Source organism: Xanthomonas sp. BRIP62418 (assembly GCF_003993495.1).
GTDB lineage: Bacteria > Pseudomonadota > Gammaproteobacteria > Xanthomonadales > Xanthomonadaceae > Xanthomonas > Xanthomonas euroxanthea.
In genome coordinates, this window is record NZ_QEZG01000023.1 from 13,107 (window position 1) to 30,329 (window position 17,223).

Consider the following 17,223-nt stretch of genomic DNA (forward strand, 5'->3'; position numbering starts at 1 on the left):
TGCACCTGGCAACGACACTGTGTGACCCGGCGAGCCGGGATGTCATGAACCAGCGCATCAGCGGCCGATCCACCTCGTCCCGGCATCCCCGTGCGATTGCCGTTGTCGTTTTCCCCCTTTTCCCGAGCGGCCATCCGGCGCCGGGCGGCGCAGGTTGGCCGATCACCAATCGCTGCACGTCGGCTCTGGTCCGGACCGGCGGCAGGCCACGCTATCCGCCCGGTTAGATCACCGACGCATTGATCTTGAATACCTCGACCGCCCGCGTCAGTTGCGTCGAATGCGCTTCGAGCGAACGTGCGGCGGTGCTCGCCGCTTCGACCAGGCTGACGTTCTGCTGGGTGGTTTCGTCCATCTGGGCGATGGTCCGATTGACCTGTTCGATGCCGCCGGCCTGTTCCAGCGAGGCGGCGGAGATGTGGCCCATGATGTCGGTGACGTGCTGGACGCTGGTGACGACCTCGCCCATGGTGGTGCCGGCCTTGTGCACCAACGTTGCACCGTCGGCGACGCGTTGCACGGAGTCGTCGATCAGGCGTTTGATCTCCTTGGCGGCGTCCGATGAGCGGTGCGAGAGGGTGCGCACTTCCGAAGCCACCACGGCAAAACCGCGGCCTTGTTCGCCGGCGCGTGCGGCCTCGACGGCGGCATTGAGGGCGAGGATGTTGGTCTGGAAGGCGATGCCGTCGATGACCGAGATGATGTCGGCGATACGCCTGGACGAGGCCTCGATGCCGGACATCTGTTCGATGACCTGGCCGACCACGTCGCGCCCTTCCGAGGCGATGGCGGCGGCGCCCAGCGCGAGCTGATTGGCACGGCCGGCGTGCTCGGCATTCTGCTTGACGGTGGAGGTCAGCTCTTCCATCGAGGCGGCGGTTTCTTCCAGGCTGGCGGCCTGCTGTTCGCTGCGGCGGGACAGTTCCTGGTTGCCGCTGGCGATGTCTTCGGTGGCGAAGCCGATGCTGTTGGAGGTGGTCTGGATATGCGTGACGATGTCGGTCAGGCGATGCACGGTGCTGTTGGCATCGTCGCGCATGGAGGCGAACACGCCGTGGAAGTTGCCGGTCATGCGCACGGTCAGGTCGCCATCGGCGATGCACCGCAGCAGGTCTGAAAACCTGGCCAGGTTGGTGTCGGAGGTGGCCATCATGGTGTTGAGGTTTTCGACCATGAGGCGGAAGTCGTGCTCGAACTTTTCCGGCTGGCCGCGCAGCGCGAAGTTGCCGGCGCATGCAGCCTGGGTGAGCTGCTGGATCTGCGCGTTGATGGCGCGCAGGTTCTGCTTGACCTGCTGCATGGTGGCGGTGATGGCGGCCTTTTCGCCGGGGTATTGCTCGATTTCCGGTGCCAGGTCGCCGATGGCATAGCTGCCCATGACCTCGGTCATGCGCAGCTGGGTCTGCACGTGCGCATGCACCAGGGCGTTGGTGTCCTGCACCATGTGCCCGTATTCACCGGGGAACTGCTGGGCGTCGGTGCGGTAGCTGATCTCGCCGGCATCGTGGCGGGCCGCCATGCTGCGTTGGGCGGAGATCACATCCTGCAGGCGGCGCTGCATCTGCTGCATGGCGCGCAGCAGCTGGCCGGATTCGTCCTTGCCGGTGGGCAGGTCCTGGCTGCGCAGGTCGCCGTCATTGATGCGCTCGGCCAGCCGCAGCGATTGCCGCAACGGCAGCACCACGCTGCGGGTCAGCAACAACGCAATCGTTGCGCCCAGCAGCAAGGCGATGACGGTGGAGACCACCATCAGCATCGCAAAGCCGCGCGCAGTGGTGACCGCATCCTTGGCAGCCGCACGGTTCTTGGCTTCCTGCAGGTCGATGAAGGCGTTGATGCTGGCCAGCCAGGCGACGAAGGCAGGGCGCGCCTGCTGCAGCAGGCGTTGTTCGGCATGCGGCTTGTCGGCACCATCGCGGAACGCACGCACCTGCGCGATCAACGGCATGGTGCGCTGCTCGATGGCCTTGATCCGCTGGAGGATGGCCTTTTCTTCCGCGTCCGTGGAGGCCGCGATCATGTCGTCCAGCGGCTTGGCGGAGCGGGCGTAGTCCGCGGCGAGCTTGTCGATCGATTGCTCTGCCGTGTGCCGGTCTGCCGGGTCGTCCAGCAGCACGACATCGCGCAGGGCGATCGCGCGGTCGTGCACGCTGCCGCGGAAATTGATCGCATAGCGTTGCTTGACGCTGTTCACTTCGTTGATGGCGGTGAGCTGCTGGTCGATGCTGCGCACGCGCTGGATGCCGACGACGGTGAGGATCACCATCAGGACAATGATCGCGAGGAAGCCGAGGGCCAGGCGCTGACCGATACGCAGATTCGAAAGCAGGGACATAGGGAGTTTGATCGGTGATCCGGCGAGCGGAAGAGCGGGGAGAATCCCAGCAACAGCTGGGAGGCGATGCGCCCGGGACACCGATGGGGCCGGCAGCGTTGCCGCTGCACGAAGGATGTCTCGACCTGTTCGTTAGCGGCTTCGGCCATCGGAAATGAAACCGTCTGGCCGGAGGGATTCATCCACGGTTGGCCTCGCGCTGGCGCCGGGCCAGGGCGGGCGAGGTCGCAAGCGGCGGGCATGGCCGAAGTGACGCGCTGCGGCGCCTCTCAGTCCCAGGAGATACGCCGATCCAGCTCGATGAGGTGTGGCGCGGGGAGGCGGCCGCTGCGAGGGAACTGCGGCCGATGGCCGGTGTTGAGCTCAGCACGCGCACTGCCGCCATGGCAGCGCAGCCACTGATCCATTTGGTTCAGTCGTAGTGCGACAGGTCCGGCGCCTGCATCGACGGCGTCATCAGCTTGGTGGCGATGTTCTGGATGCTGGGTTGGCTGGCAAATTTCAGTGCGCCGTGCAGCAGCTGGATGCCAAGCCGGCTGTGCGGATTCATCAGCCGTGGGCCGATCTTCGGCACGCCCTGGCCCTTGTCGACCATCGGCCGCATGGCCGCGGCGTAGGCGGCAAACGCCTGTTCCAGCGTCTGGGCGCGTGCGATCTCATTGGCCAGCACATAACCACCGGTGACTGCCAGGGTGGCGCCGATGCCGGCCAGCGGGGTTGCGCACCAGGCCGCGTCGCCGGTGAGCACGACACGGCCGGCGTGCCAGCGCGGCATGCGGACCTGCCGCAAGGCGTCGAAGTAGAAATCCTCGGTGCTGTCCATGCCGTCCAGCACCCGCGCCGCCTGCCAGCCGGCATCGGCGAAACGTTCGCGCAAGTAAGCCTTTTGGGTCGCCACGTCCCAGTCCTGTTCGTCCTCTGAGGCTTTCTGCAGCGAGAGCATGGCGCGCGTGGTGCCGTGCCGGTCCGGGCGCAAGGAGATGCTGCGCCCGCCGGTGGTGTGATACCAGCGCCACAGGCGGTCATCGTCGGCGGTGCGTGCGATGGTGAAGTAGGCGATGGTCAGATCCATCCAGCGCGGCGCGTTCTCGCCGGGAAACAGCAGCTCGCGCGTGGCCGAGCCGACCCCTTCGGCGACGATGACGGCATCGAAGCGCTCGCTGTGCCCGCTCCGGAAGTGGACGGTGGCGGCATTGCCGTCGTCGGCGATGCTGGCGATGCGGTCGCCGAACCGATACTCCGCGTGCTGGCGGGCGGCCGCATAGAGCAGGCGGGCGAGGTCGCCACGCAGGATTTCCAGTTCCGCGGTCGGGCCATCGCCGTCGATGTCGTCGGTCTTGAAGGTCGCCACCGCGTGGCCGTGGTCGTCGACCCAGGCGGTGCCTTCCTCGCCGGTGCCGTGGTCGAGTGCGGCCTGCTCCAGGCCCATGCGCCGCAGGACCTCGCGGCCGACGCCGCGCACGTCGATGTTCTGGCCGCCATCGCGAAACTGTTCAGCCTGCTCGACGACGGTGACCTCAAGGCCTTGTTGGGCCAGTGCCCACGCCACGGTGTTGCCGGCGACACTTGCGCCGGTGATGAGGATGCGACGCGGCATGACAGATCACCCGAAGAATTAATATCAGGGGTGATATTACATGCCCTGGTCGCGCTGCTCCAGGTTGGCGATCAGGCGCTGCATGAACGCGACGGTCTGCTGCGCCTCCTCGGGGGAGAAGTCTTTCAGCGCATCGGCATTCAGATCGGTCAGGATCCTGCCGCCGATCTCGGCGATCCTGCGCCCGGCAGGCGTGAGCGACACCACCGCGGCGCGGCGGTCCTGCGGCGTTGGGGCGCGCTTGATCAGCTTCAGGCCCTCCAGCTTGTCCAGCAGGGCCACCATTGCCGGCTGCTTCACGGCCGAGGCGATCACCAGGTCGCGTTGCAGCATTGGCCCTTTCCAGGACAGCAGCATGATCGGCCCGATCAGTGCCAGCGACATGCCGTGCGGCCGCAGTTGCGCATCCACCAGGCGATTGAAGACCCGCGCAGCATGGTTGGCCAGATACCCCGGTGCTACCGCTGCCAGGGGGTGAATGAGTACGTCGCGATCCTGCATCTGCGTTACCGTGCCACGCCTTTTGGGCCAGCTGGCGATTTTATCCGGGCACCCGCGCCACGGGGCACTGCCTGCGCGCCATGGCGAGGTCTCCCAGCCAAGCATGCCGGGCAGCGACGCGCGCGGTGCGGTGGGCCGGTGCGCAGTCAGGTCACGTCAGCCACCTGGGTGTTGTAACGTAGGCGGGCGCTGCACGCTGCGCGCGGTGCCGACGGCGATGCCGGAGGGCGTTGCGCTGGCAGGTCAGGCCGGCATGTCCGACCCTGCCGGCCGGCGATGCGCGGCGTTGGCCCCTGATTCCTCTTCAATGGTTTTGTCAAAGATGCTTGTTTGGGTGACTGGTAAGCTGGCCGCACACCGCGTTGCGCGCTGCATGCATGACGCCTGCCGCTGGACGGCAGCACGCCCGGGCGCCGCATGAGCGCGCCGTTTCCTTATGGCCAGAGCGCCATGGCCCAGGCCGTGCGCGCATACGACTGGGCCGCAACCTCGCTAGGGCCCACCACGCAGTGGCCGTCGCCGTTGCGCAATGCCGTCAGCCTGATGCTCAGCTCGCCGGAAAGCATGTATGTGGTGTGGGGCGATGCGCTGACCTTTTTCTACAACGATGCGTATGCGCCCATCCTGGGGCCGCGGCAGCCGCACGCCCTGGGTGCGCCGTTGCGGGACTTGTGGGCCGATGCCTGGGAGGCCGTGCGTGCGCCGATCGAGGCCGCGTTCGCCGGGCGCGCCTCGCGCTTCGATGAAGTGCCGATCGGCATGAACCGCTACGGCACGCCGGAAGACACCTGGTGGACGTTCTCGTTCTCGCCGATTTATCTGGACGATGGACGCGTGGGCGGCGCGTTTTGCGTAACCAACGAAGTGACCGCCCGCAAGGTGGCGCAGAACCGGCTTGCCGATGAACACGAGCGGCTGATCCGCTTGTTCGAGCAGGCGCCGATGTTCATGGCGTTCCTGAGCGGTCCGCAGCATCGGGTGGAGTTTGCCAACCCGTGCTATTCGCGCCTGATCGGCCACCGCGACGTGATCGGCAAGCCCCTGGCCGAGGCCTTGCCCGACCTGGTCGAGCAGGGGCATCTGCGTCTGCTGGACGAGGTGTATCAGTCCGGGCGCGCCTACACGGCCAACGCGCTCGCCTACAACGTGCAGGCGGAGCCGGGCGGCGCGGTGGAGCGGCGCCTGCTGGACCTGGTCTACCAGCCGATCGCCGGTGCCGACGGCACCGTCTCCGGCGTCTTCGTGCAGGGCCTGGACATCACCGATCGCATCGGCCTGGAACGCGCGGTGCGCGAAGCCGAAGTGCGCAACCGGCAGATCCTGGACAGCGTGATGGACTACGCGATCATCGCCACCGACCTGTACGGCCTGGTGACGTCCTGGAACGAGGGCGCGCAGCGCATCCTGGGCTGGAGCGAGGCCGAAATGCTCGGCCAGACGCTGGAGCGCACCTTCACCCCGGAAGACGTGGAGCGCCGGCAGATCCTGATCGAGGCGGCGGCGGCGCTGGAAAGCGGCAGCGGCATGGACGAGCGCTGGCATGTGCGCAAGTCCGGCCAGCGCTTCTGGGCGAATGGTTCGCTGATGGTGCTGCGCGACGAAACCGGTGCGGCGATCGGCTTTGTCAAGGTGTTGCGCGACCGTACCGCCGAGCGGCTGGCCAGCGAAGCCTTGCGCAAGAGCGAGCGCCGGCTGGATGCGTTGGTGCGCGCGTCCTCGCAATCGATTTTTTCGGCCACGGCCGATTGGCGCGAGCTTCGCCAGCTGGTGGGCGAGGGCGCGCTGAGCGATGCGCTCTCGTCGAGCCTGAACTGGCAGCAGGAGATGGTGCACCCGGACGACCGCGCACGGCTGTCCGAAGCCATTGCGCATTCGATCGTCAACAAGTCCGGGCTGGATCTGGAATACCGCGTGCTGGATGCCGATCAGCAGGTGGGGTGGACCCTGATGCGCGCGATCCCCTTGCTGGACGAGCGCGAGCAGATCGTGGAGTGGTTCGGCACCGCTGCCGACATCACCGACAAGCGGCTGGCCGAACAGCAGCTGCGCCAGCTGACCGAAACGCTGGAAGAGCGTGTGCGCGAACGCAGCGCGGCGTTGTTGCTGGCCGAAGAGAAGCTGCGCCAGAGCCAGAAGATGGAGGCGGTTGGCCAGCTGACCGGTGGGCTGGCGCACGACTTCAACAATCTGCTGACCGCGATCAGCGTCGGCCTGGAGCTGTTGCAGACGCGGATCGAACAGGGCAAGTACGACCGCCTGGAACGCTATGTGGAGATGGCCCAATCCAGCGCCGCGCGCGCCACCGCGTTGACCCAGCGGCTGCTGGCGTTTTCGCGCCGGCAGACCCTGGCGCCCACCGCGCTGGAGGTGCAGGCACTGGTGCACGGCATGCACGACATCATCGCGCGCACGCTGGGGCCGTCGATTGCCTTGCGGCTGCGCCCCGCACCCGATGCCTGGAAAGTGCTGGTGGATGCGCCACAGCTGGAAAACGCGCTGCTGAACCTGTGCATCAATGCGCGCGATGCGATGCCCGATGGCGGCGAGCTCACCATCGGTATCGCCAACCGGGTGTTGGAGGCCGAAGCCGCCCAGCAGCTGGACCTGCCGGTCGGCGAGTACGTGTGCCTGAGCGTGCAGGACACCGGCACCGGCATGAGCGCCGAGGTGATGTCCAAGGTCTTCGAACCGTTCTTCACCACCAAGCCGATCGGGCAGGGCACCGGTCTTGGGCTGTCGATGATCTACGGATTCACCCGCCAGTCCGGCGGGCACGTGCGGATCGACTCGGAGGTGGGCGTGGGCACCACGATGGCGCTGTACCTGCCGCGCTTCAACGGCGCGCTGCCGCAGGACGAGGCGGTACCGGCGAGCGAGCAACCGGTGCACTCGGCGGCGCAGAGCTGCACGGTGCTGCTGGTGGAAGATGAAACCGCGATCCGCGTGCTGATGTCCGAAGTGCTGGGCGAAGCAGGCTACCGCGTCATCGAGACCGCCGAAGGCAGCGCGGCGGTGGAACGCCTGCGCTCGCAGGAAGCGATCGACCTGCTGGTGACCGACGTCGGCCTGACCGGCGGGTTGAACGGACGTCAGGTTGCCGACGCGGGCCGGCAGTACCGGCCGACACTGCCGGTGCTGTTCGTCACCGGTTATGCGGCAACGGCGGCGGTAGGCGCCGGGCAGCTGGACGAGGGCATGGAAGTGTTGACCAAGCCATTCCTGGCGGTGGACCTGGAGCGCCGTGTGGCGCAACTGCTGGAGCGCAAAGCGCCGTGACGCGGAGGTGGAGCACGTTGCGGGCGGTTGGGTGCGCCTACAGCGCGGTGCGCACGATGCCGAGCAGGTCACGCAAGGAAAATGGTTTGGTCAACAGGCGCATGCCGGTATCGAGAAAATCCGCGCGCTTGGCAATGGAGCCGGCGTAGCCGGTCATGAACACGATGGGCAATGCGGGATACAGGCGGCGCGCGCTGTCTGCAAGGTCGCGCCCGTTCATGCCGGGCAGGCAGATATCGGAAAGCAGCAGATCGAACGGGCACGACCGGTTGAGCTGCTCCAGCGCCTGCTCGGCATCGGGCGAAGCGGTGACCTGATAGCCCTCGTCACCCAGGATATCGGCGGTCATCGCACGAATGGCATCGTCGTCTTCGACCAGCAAGATACGGGCGTTACATGATGCGTGATTCACCGCAGTCCTCGAGCGATCGCAACCACGCGATGCACTTCAGCTGCAACGCTAGGCCTGCGCGCGTGACGAACGTGTCGGAACTGTCATAAAGCGCGGCACCGATCACGGCACGATGCCGGTAGTGCAGGTGCGCAGGTGCACCAAGCAAGCTGATCGATTCACGCGCGCGCAGCGGCGCATGACGCGCCCGTGATAAATTTAGGTCCATGGGAAATCTGAAGCCGATGATCGCAAACCGCATTACGACTGGTACGACAGGGCTTGACACCATCTTGCGCGGCGGGCTGCCGCCCAACCGCCTGTACCTGCTGGAAGGCCAGCCGGGCTCGGGCAAGACCACAGCGTCGCTGCAGTTCCTGCTCGATGGCGCGGCCAAGGGCGAGAGCTGTCTGTACGTGACCTTGTCGGAAACCATCGACGAGCTCAACGAGGTGGCCACCTCGCACGACTGGTCGCTGGAGGCGCTGCATATCTTCGAGCTCGCTTCGGCTGAGGCGTTTCTGGGCGATGGACGCCAGCAGTCCATTCTGCACCCGTGGGAAATGGAGCTGGACGGCACCATCAAGCTGATCCAGGCCGAGGTGGACCGGGTCAAGCCGACGCGTGTGGTCTTCGATTCGTTGTCCGAGTTGCGCCTGCTGGCACAGGATTCGCTGCGCTACCGGCGCCAGGTGCTGGCGCTCAAGCAGTTCTTTGCGCCGCGCAATATCACCGTGTTTCTGGTCGATGACCTCACCGGCGAGAATGGCGAACGCGACGCGCATCTGCACAGCCTGTGCCATGGGGTGATTTCGCTGGAACGCATGACGCTGGATTTCGGTGCGGCGCGTCGGCGCATGCAGGTGCAGAAATTGCGTGGCGTGGATTTCATCGCCGGCTATCACGACATCACCATCACCACCGGCGGCATGCGAATCTATCCGCGTCTGATCGCCTCCGACCACCACGTGCCGTTCATTGGCGATGCGGTGTCCAGTGGCGTCGAGCGAGTCGATGCGCTGCTGCACGGTGGGCCGTTGCGCGGCACCAGCACGCTGTTGACCGGGCCTGCCGGGTCGGGCAAGACCAATATCGCGCTGCAGTACGTCACCGCCGCCTGCGAGCGCGGCGAGCATTGCTGCATCCTGGAGTTCGACGAGCGCACCGGCACCTTGCTGACGCGTGCCGAGAGCCTGGGCATGGATCTGCGCAAGTATCTGGACGCGGGCCTGCTGGAACTGCATCAGATGGATCCGGCCGAACTGACCCCGGGCGAGTTCGCCTGGGCGGTGCGCGCCAGTGTGGAAGAGCGCGATTGCCGCTTGCTGGTGATCGACAGCCTCAACGGCTATCTCACCTCGATGCCGCAGGAAAAGCAGTTGATGCTGCAGATGCACGAGTTGCTTTCCTATCTCAACCAGAGCGGCGTGACCACCTTCCTGGTCAATCCGCAGCATGGCCTGGTCGGCACGATGTCCACCGGCAACCTCAACATCTCCTACATGGCCGATACCGTCATCCTGTTCCGCTTCTTCGAGGCGCAGGGGCGCATCCGCAAGGCCTTGTCGGTGATCAAGAACCGCAGTGGCGCGCATGAGGATTCGATCCGCGAGTTGCGCATCGGGACGAGCGGTATCCATCTGAGCGAGCCGCTGGAGAAATTCCACGGCGTGCTGACCGGTACGCCGCACTTCGTCGGGGACGATACGCCATTGCTGGATCGTCCCCTTGACTACCTGTGACCCGGATGGATCCATCGTCCACATCATCGCGCCATTCGGCCGCGATGCGGAAAGCATTGCCGGCATCGTCGGCCAGCGCGGACTGACACGCCGGGTGTATGGCTCGCTGGCAGCGCTGGCGGACAACCTGCTCGATGCCTCCGGTGTGGTGGTGTTGACCGAAGAAGCGGTCGGCGGCGATCTGCAGCGGCTCTCGTACATCCTGCAGAGCCAGGCTGCCTGGTCGGATATTCCGTTCGTGCTGCTGCGTGCACCCCGCGGCGCCCACGGCGGGCGCCAGGCCACGCTGCCGCCGGAAGTGACCAATGTCATCGAGCTGGAACGGCCGCTGAGTTCGTCGTCGTTGCTGAGCGCCATTTCCACTGCATTGCGCTCGCGCCAGAAGCAGTTCGTGATCCGCGACCAGATGGCGCAACTGGCCGAAAGCAAGACCGCACTGATGTCGAGCGAGGCCGAATTGCGCCGGGTCACCGATGCGCTGCCGGTGCTGATCGCCTTCATCGACAAGGACCTGGTGTACCGCTTTGCCAACCGCTCGTACGAGGACTGGATCGGCATCCCGCCTGCAGAAGTGATCGGGCAGCCCTTGGTGGACGTGGTCGGACCTGCGGTGGTGCAGGAGCGTCGCGCCTGGATCGAAGCCGCGTTGGCCGGGCAGGCGTTGACGGTGGAGGCGAGTTGGCCGCACGCCGACGGGCGCCGGCGGGATGCGGAGATCCGCTACATGCCGCGCCTGGATGCGGACGGCAAGGTGGACGGCTTTCATGTATTTGCCACCGACATCACCGCGCGCGCGCTGGCGCTGGAATCGATCCAGCAGCAGGCCAGTCTGCTCGAGATCAAGGTGGCCGAGCGCACCGCCGAGCTGCAGCAGCAGATGCTGGCGCGCGAGTCCAGCGAGGCGGCATTGCGCCAGGCGCAGAAAATGGAAGCAGTGGGCCAGCTGACCGGCGGCATCGCGCACGACTTCAACAACATGCTGACCGGCATCCTGTCGGCGCTGGATCTGGCGCGCCTGCGCATCGACCAGGGTCGCACCGAGGGGCTGGGCCGCTTCCTGGATGTGGCGTCGGCATCGGCCCTGCGCGCGGCTGCACTGACGCAACGGCTGCTGGCGTTTTCGCGCCGGCAATCGCTGGAAGCGCGGCACCTGCATCTGAACGATCTGGTGGTGTCGCTGCAGGAGTTGCTGGCGCGTACGCTGGGCGAATCGGTGCGCCTGGACACCGACCTGCAGGCCGACCTGCCGCAGGCGTATGTGGACGAAAACCAGCTGGAAAGCGCGCTGCTCAACCTGGCGATCAATGCCCGCGATGCGATGCCCGACGGCGGGCAGTTGCGCATCGCCACCCGCCAGTTGCAGGTCGAAGGGCAGCCGCTGGCACTCGGGCGCGGGGTGACGCTGGCGCCGGGCAATTACGCGGTGGTGTCGGTGACCGACAGCGGCGCCGGCATGCCGGCCGATGTGCTGGAGCGTGTGTTCGAACCGTTCTACACCACCAAGCCGATCGGGCAGGGCACCGGCCTGGGCATGTCGATGATCTACGGCTTCATGCAGCAGTCCAACGGGCAGGTATGGGTGGAATCCGAACTGGGGGTGGGCACCACGGTGAGCCTGTATCTGCCGGCTGGTCTCCATCCGCAGGCGGTGTCGCCGCAGCCGCAAGCCGGCGCGGTGGTGGCCGGGCGCGGCCAGCAGGTGCTGGTGGTGGAAGACGACGAACAGGTGCGGCTGCTGGTGACCGAGCTGCTCAACGAGTTGGGCTATCAGGCCGATGTGGTTGCCGATGCCGATGCGGCGCTGCCGATCCTGGCCTCACCGCGGCGGATCGATCTGCTGGTGACCGATGTGGGCCTGCCTGGACTGAACGGACGCCAGCTCGCAGAGATCGCGCGGCAGTCGCGCGGCGATCTGCCGGTGATCTTCATGACCGGCTATGCGGAAACCGCGCGCGATCGCGGCGAGTTTCTTGCCGAAGGCATGAGCATGATCGCCAAGCCATTTACGCTGGGCGAGTTCAGCGGAAAGCTGCACGAGGTGCTGGGGCCGTCGGCCTGAGTGGGTTGTGCGGGCGATCGCACCCGCTGCCATGGCGGCGCTGCGGTCGGCTGGCAGCGTGGTGTCTTTGAACGCGGACACAGTCCGCAGCTGGCTTCAGGGCGCTGCGCGCCTGGATTGCCGCGCGCTTGCCAGCGCTTCGGCCACGGCGATCTTGTCGGCCACCGCTTTCTGCATCGGCGAGCCGGCGTCGAGCAAGCCATGCAGATGGCGCCAGTGCGCACTGGCCGCGCGGTAGTCGTGCTGCTGAAAGTCGCTGATGCCCAGCAGCCACAGGCCGCGTTGATGATCCGGCTCGCGTGCGACCACCTGTTGCAGGCGGGCGCGCGCGTCGGCGTCGATGGCGAAATCGCTGCGCGTGGCCATGTCCGCAGCCACCCAGCCGACCAGGGCAGCGCTGAGATCGGGCGCGATCTTCAGCGCTTGCGCATAGGCTTCACGCGCATCGGCGGGGCGGTTGTCCTGCTCGTGCGCTTTAGCTTGCTGCATCAATGCTTCCAGCCTCTGCTCCTGCGCAGCGTCAGCGGGATCGTCGGCCTGGGCGGCCCGCGTTTGCTCAGCACCGGCAATGGACGGCGGCGCGGCGGCCGGTTGCGCCAGGGGCTGCGCCGCCGCGTACACGCGCCGCGCGATCGCCTCCGGCGTGCCCACCAGCCGATACAGACCGGCCGTGGCGATGGGCACACCGAGCACCAGGGCAATCGGCAAGATGTAGCGTGCGTTGCCATTGCGTGTGGGCCGGCGCAGCAACGGCACCAGCAACAACAGCAAGGCAACCACCACCAGCGCGGCGCTTGCGACATAGAAACCCGTCATCACCACTCTTCCTCCGCCTGCGGCGCCATCGGGGTGCCGGCACGCGCACGTTTGCGCACGGTATGGATCACCACGCCCGCACCGGCGCCCAGCAGCAGCAACGGACCGAACCACAGCAGCCAGGTGCCGCGCTTGACTGGCGGGTCGTACAGCACGAAATCCGAATAGCGATCGACCATGTACTGCTTGATCTGCGCATCGCTCCTGCCGGCCTGCAGTTGCGCAAACACCTGATGGCGCAGGTCACGCGCCAGTGCGGCGTTGGAGTCGGCCAGGTTCTCGTTCTGGCACACCAGGCAGCGCAGCTGTGCGGTCAGGCGCTGGTAGCGCGCTTCGTCGCTGCGGTTCTTGAACGGCAGCGGGTCCACCGCCTGCGCCGCCAGCGGCGGTGCAAGCAGCGCGCCCAGCAGCAGCAACAGCAGCAAACGCAATGGCCGGCCCTGCATGCGCCAGTACCAGCGCCATGCGCGGCGCGCCGCCATCACGGCGTGGTCCTGGGCAATGCGGCGATGGCGGGCAGCAGCGCGTCGTCGATGACCTCGGGCGTGAGCACGCCGATGTGCTTGTAGCGGATCACGCCTTGCGCATCGATCAGGAAACTTTCCGGTGCGCCGTAGACGCCGAAGTCGATCGCGGTCTGGCCGGTTTCATCGGCGATGACCAAGGCATAGGGGTTGCCATGTTGCGCAAGCCAGGCGGTGGCGTCGGCAGGCGCGTCCTTGTAGTTGTAGCCGATCAGCGGCACCCCGAGCCGGCTGGCGCGGGCCATCAGCACCGGATGTTCGTGCACGCATTCGGCGCACCAGCTGCCGAACACATTGAGCACGTAGGCCTTGCCCAGCAGCTGATCGCGGCTGACGCGTTGCCCGGGCTGATCCAGCAGCGGCAGCGAGAACGCCGGCGCCGGCTTGCCGATCAACGGCGAGGGCACCTCGCGCGGGTTGTGCTGCATCGACCAGTAGATGCCGAAGCCGAACAGCGCCGCCAGCAACAGGAAACCCAGCAAGGGCAGCAGGCGGTTCATGCGTGCGATTCCTGTGCGGTGACCAGGGCGCCGTGTGCCGGTGCCGTGGCCGCCGTGCCGGCGAGGGCCGGCGCACGGAAACGGCGGGCGCAGGCGCTGACAAAACCGCCCAGCATCATCAAAAGGCCGCCGGCCCAGATCCAGCGGATGAAGGGTTTGTAGTACAGCCGCAGCGTCCAGTCGTATTCGATGTGTTGATCGTCCAGCGGCTCGCCGAGTGCGACATACAGATCGCGCGTGATGCCGGGGTCGATCGCCGATTCGGTCTGGATGCGCTCGCTGCTGTACAGGCGTTTTTGCGGATGCAGTTGCGCCACCACCTGGCCATCGCGGCTGACCTGCACGCTGCCTTGTTCGGCCTTCCAGTTCGGCCCGTCGATCAGTTGCACGCCATCGAAGCGGAATGCGTAGCCGGCGATCTCGGCGGTCTGCCCGGGTGCCAGACGCACGTCGCGTTCGACCGACAGGCTTTCGGACACCAGCACGCCGGCCACGAACACCGCCACGCCCGCATGCGCGAGCAGCATGCCGGCCATTTCCGCAGGAAAGCGCCGGCCGGGCGGCATCTCGCGCCAGCGCTTGTGCATGTACAGCGCGGTGCCGGCTGCTACCCATGCGGCGACCCCGATCCCGGCAATCGCCTTGACCTGGCCATCGGCAAACAGGCTGCCGACCAGCGCACAGGCAATCGCGGCGATGCCGGCGCGCGTGCCCAGTGCCCGCAACGGCGCCGCCTCGGCCTTGCCCCAACGCAGGTACGGGCCGAACGGCAGCAACAGCATCACCGGCACCATCAGCAGCGGGAACAGCAGGCCGAAGTAGGGCGGCCCCACCGACACCTTGCCCAGGCCGAAGGCATCGGCCACCAGCGGAAACAAGGTGCCCAGCAACACCATCGCCGCGGCCACGGTGAGCAGCAGGTTGCCGATCAGGATCGCGGTCTCGCGCGAGGCGGCGGCGAACGGTTTGCCGCTGGCGATCCTGGGTGCGCGCAGCGCGTACAGCAGCAACGAGCCGCCGACCACGGCGATCAGGAAGATCAGGATGTACAGGCCGCGGCGCGGATCGGCGGCGAAGGCATGCACCGAGGTCAGCACGCCCGAGCGCACCAGGAAGGTGCCCAGCAACGACAGCGAGAACGCCAGGATCGACAGCAGGATGGTCCAGGCGCGCAGGCTGCCGCGTTTTTCGGTGACCGCCTGGGTGTGGATCAGCGCGGTGCCGACCAGCCACGGCATGAAACTGGCGTTTTCCACCGGGTCCCAGAACCACCAGCCACCCCAGCCCAGTTCCGCGTATGCCCACCAGCTGCCGGCAACGATGCCGGCGGTGAGGCAGGCCCAGGCCACGTTGGTCCACGGCCGCGCCCAGCGCACCCAGGCCTGCTCCAGTTCGCCGCCGAGCAGGGCCGCCACCGCGAACGCGAACGCCACCGAGAACCCCACATAGCCGGTGTACAGCACCGGCGGGTGGAAGGTCATGCCCGGATCCTGCAGCACCGGATTGAGTTCGTTGCCATCCAGCGGAATTGGCGACAGCCGCCCGAACGGATTGGAGGTGAGCAGGATGAAGGCCAGAAAGCCCAGCGACACCAGCCCCAGCACCGCCAGCACGCGCGCGGCGAACTGCTGCGGCAGATGCCGGCTGAAGGCGGCCAGCAGCACCGTCCAGGTCGACAGGATCGCGATCCACAGCAGCAGCGAGCCTTCGTGCGCACCCCACACCGCGGCGAAGCGGTAGTACCAGGGCAGGGCGGTGTTGGCGTTGTCGGCGACATAGCGCACCGAAAGATCCAGCGACAGCAGCGACCAGGCGAGCAGGCCGAACGCCATCCACACGAACAGCGCCTGGCCGACCGCGGCAGGCCGCGCAATGCCCATCAACGCGGTGTTGCCGCGCCAGGCGCCGACCAGCGGCAACACGCCCTGGGCCAGCGAGAGCAGTAACGCCAGGATCAGTGCGATCTGGCCGAGTTCAGGCGTCATGGGCAAACCGCATCGTGCAGCGAAGAGAGATCATCGATTGCTGGAACACCGTGCGCGCCGCATCAGCGCGGCGCAGACAGCGGCACGGCGGTGGCGGGCATCGGCTTGCCGACATGGCCTTCGGCCATCGCGTCCTTCAGTTCCTTCGGCATGTAGGTTTCGTCGTGCTTGGCCAGCACTTCGTTGGCGACAAAGCGCCCGCCCTGCATGCGCCCGTTGGCGATCACCGACTGGTTGTCGCGAAACAGGTCCGGAAGAATGCCGGTGTATTCGACCTGCGTCGCGGCGTGCTTGTCGATCACGGTGAAATGGACGGTGAGGCTGTCGGTGGCGCGCTGGATCGAGCCAGCCTTGACCATGCCGCCGAGGCGGAACTGCTGATAACTCGCCGCTGCGCCAGCATGCACCTGGCTGGGCGTGAACAGATAGCTCATGTTCCGTTGCAGTGCGAGCACGATCAGCGTGACGGCCAAAGCGGCGGCGGCGAGTGCGCCGAGCACCAGCCACAGGCGTTGCTTGCGGGTGGCGTTCATGGGGCCTCACGCTCCAGCGGCGCTGCAGACGCCACATCGCGTGGGCGCCGCGGCGTCTGCCGTTGCAACTGGCCGCGCAGTTCGCGCGGCAGGCGGCGCCGACGCAACCACGGCGATGCCAGATCGGCCAGCAGCACCAGCACGAACACGGCGTACGCGGTCCACACGTATTGCCCGTAACCGCCCATGGCCAGCAAGGTGGTCATGCGGTGCGCCCGGTCAACACGATGCGGCGTGCCCAGTCCTTGCCACTGTCCAGGGCGAGCAGGTCCACGCGCACGCGGCCGAACAGGCTGGCCACGTAGTAGCACTTGGTGGCCAGCAGCATCGTCAGCAGCGGCCACAGCATGTCTGCGCTCATCGTGGAGGGGCCGAGCAGGCGCACGGTGGAGCCCTGGTGCAAGGTGTTCCACCACACCACCGAGTAATGCACGATCGGCAGATTGACCAGGCCCACCAGCGCGAGCAGCCCGGCCGCGCGCATCGCCTGGCGGCGCTCTTCCACTGCGTGGTACAGGCCGAGCACGCCCAGATACAGGAACAGCAGCAGCAACTCGGAAGTCAGCCGTGCATCCCAGGTCCACCAGGTACCCCACATCGGCTTGCCCCACAGCGCGCCGGTGCACAAGGTGATGAAGGTGAAGGCCGCGCCGATCGGCGCCGAGGCCATGGTCACCACCTCGGCCAGCTTGATCCGCCATACCAGCGCGATGAACGCCGCCACGCCCATCGCCGCGTAGATGAAAAGACTCATCCAGGCGCTGGGCACGTGGATGAAGATGATGCGGTAGGCATCGTGCTGCTGGTAATCCGGCGGCGCCAGCACCAGCCCACCGTAGACGGCCACCGCACCCAGCAGCAGCGCCAGGCCCAATGCCCACGGGCGCACGCGTCCGGCGACGCGATAGAAGACGGGCGGCGAGCTGAGTTTGTGCAGCCACAGGGGAATCCACTTGGCCATGCC

15 protein-coding genes are annotated in these 17,223 nt (G+C 66.7%); 3 read left to right on the forward strand and 12 right to left on the reverse strand.

Features of this window, described 5'->3' with window-relative positions:
- Positions 1–223: 223 nt before the first annotated feature.
- The 3 genes from EO174_RS02325 to EO174_RS02335 form a co-directional block, all read right to left on the reverse strand.
- A complete protein-coding gene (locus tag EO174_RS02325; protein WP_126942007.1) occupies positions 224–2,335 on the reverse strand; it encodes a methyl-accepting chemotaxis protein in 2,112 nt (703 codons plus the stop codon).
- Between the two features lie 412 nt (positions 2,336–2,747).
- On the reverse strand, positions 2,748–3,932 hold the full coding sequence (locus tag EO174_RS02330) for an FAD-dependent monooxygenase (protein ID WP_104648491.1): 1,185 nt from the start codon (positions 3,930–3,932) through the stop codon (positions 2,748–2,750).
- Positions 3,933–3,968: 36 nt separating this feature from the next.
- A complete protein-coding gene (locus tag EO174_RS02335; protein WP_104582845.1) occupies positions 3,969–4,433 on the reverse strand; it encodes a MarR family winged helix-turn-helix transcriptional regulator in 465 nt (154 codons plus the stop codon).
- Between the two features lie 417 nt (positions 4,434–4,850).
- Between EO174_RS02335 and EO174_RS02340 the strand changes: the two genes are divergently transcribed.
- Positions 4,851–7,709: a PAS domain-containing protein gene (locus EO174_RS02340; RefSeq protein WP_126942009.1), complete on the forward strand. Its 2,859-nt coding sequence runs from the start codon at positions 4,851–4,853 to the stop codon at positions 7,707–7,709.
- Between the two features lie 37 nt (positions 7,710–7,746).
- On the opposite strand, the gene EO174_RS02345 is transcribed toward EO174_RS02340, so the two are convergent.
- Positions 7,747–8,091, reverse strand: a complete 345-nt coding sequence (locus tag EO174_RS02345) for a response regulator (protein WP_104648493.1) — start codon at positions 8,089–8,091, stop codon at positions 7,747–7,749.
- 10 nt (positions 8,092–8,101) lie between these two features.
- The gene (locus EO174_RS02350; protein WP_164740048.1) at positions 8,102–8,362 is read right to left on the reverse strand and encodes a hypothetical protein; all 261 of its coding nucleotides are present in this window, start codon (positions 8,360–8,362) and stop codon (positions 8,102–8,104) included.
- On the opposite strand from EO174_RS02350, the gene EO174_RS02355 reads away from it, so the two are divergent.
- Together EO174_RS02355 and EO174_RS02360 are read left to right on the forward strand one after the other, a co-directional pair.
- Positions 8,328–9,842, forward strand: coding sequence for an ATPase domain-containing protein (locus tag EO174_RS02355; protein WP_104582848.1), 1,515 nt, complete (start codon positions 8,328–8,330; stop codon positions 9,840–9,842). The two genes, EO174_RS02350 and EO174_RS02355, sit on opposite strands and share 35 nt — an antisense overlap.
- Complete coding sequence (locus EO174_RS02360; protein WP_126942013.1) at positions 9,829–11,901, forward strand: PAS domain-containing protein; 2,073 nt, start codon at positions 9,829–9,831, stop codon at positions 11,899–11,901. The genes EO174_RS02355 and EO174_RS02360 overlap by 14 nt, the downstream gene beginning before the upstream one ends.
- A gap of 96 nt (positions 11,902–11,997) precedes the next feature.
- Here the strand turns inward: EO174_RS02360 and EO174_RS02365 are convergent, their stop codons facing one another.
- The 7 genes from EO174_RS02365 to ccmC all read right to left on the reverse strand — a co-directional run bounded on the left by EO174_RS02365 (position 11,998) and on the right by ccmC (position 17,220).
- Positions 11,998–12,723 carry a C-type cytochrome biogenesis protein gene (locus tag EO174_RS02365; RefSeq protein WP_206515032.1) on the reverse strand — a complete coding sequence of 242 codons (726 nt, stop codon included), beginning with the start codon at positions 12,721–12,723 and terminating at the stop codon, positions 11,998–12,000.
- A complete protein-coding gene (locus EO174_RS02370) occupies positions 12,717–13,199 on the reverse strand; it encodes a cytochrome c-type biogenesis protein (protein ID WP_164740049.1) in 483 nt (160 codons plus the stop codon). Before EO174_RS02370 ends, EO174_RS02365 begins: the two co-directional genes overlap by 7 nt.
- On the reverse strand, positions 13,199–13,741 hold the full coding sequence (locus EO174_RS02375) for a DsbE family thiol:disulfide interchange protein (protein ID WP_126942017.1): 543 nt from the start codon (positions 13,739–13,741) through the stop codon (positions 13,199–13,201). Before EO174_RS02375 ends, EO174_RS02370 begins: the two co-directional genes overlap by 1 nt.
- On the reverse strand, positions 13,738–15,726 hold the full coding sequence (locus tag EO174_RS02380) for a heme lyase CcmF/NrfE family subunit (protein ID WP_126942019.1): 1,989 nt from the start codon (positions 15,724–15,726) through the stop codon (positions 13,738–13,740). The genes EO174_RS02375 and EO174_RS02380 overlap by 4 nt, the downstream gene beginning before the upstream one ends.
- Before the next feature lie 62 nt (positions 15,727–15,788).
- Positions 15,789–16,259, reverse strand: a complete 471-nt coding sequence (gene ccmE, locus EO174_RS02385) for a cytochrome c maturation protein CcmE (RefSeq protein WP_104582854.1) — start codon at positions 16,257–16,259, stop codon at positions 15,789–15,791.
- A complete protein-coding gene (gene ccmD, locus EO174_RS02390; protein WP_104582855.1) occupies positions 16,256–16,465 on the reverse strand; it encodes a heme exporter protein CcmD in 210 nt (69 codons plus the stop codon). The genes ccmE and ccmD overlap by 4 nt, the downstream gene beginning before the upstream one ends.
- Positions 16,462–17,220: a heme ABC transporter permease CcmC gene (gene ccmC, locus EO174_RS02395; protein ID WP_115676752.1), complete on the reverse strand. Its 759-nt coding sequence runs from the start codon at positions 17,218–17,220 to the stop codon at positions 16,462–16,464. Before ccmC ends, ccmD begins: the two co-directional genes overlap by 4 nt.
- Positions 17,221–17,223: the final 3 nt, after the last annotated feature.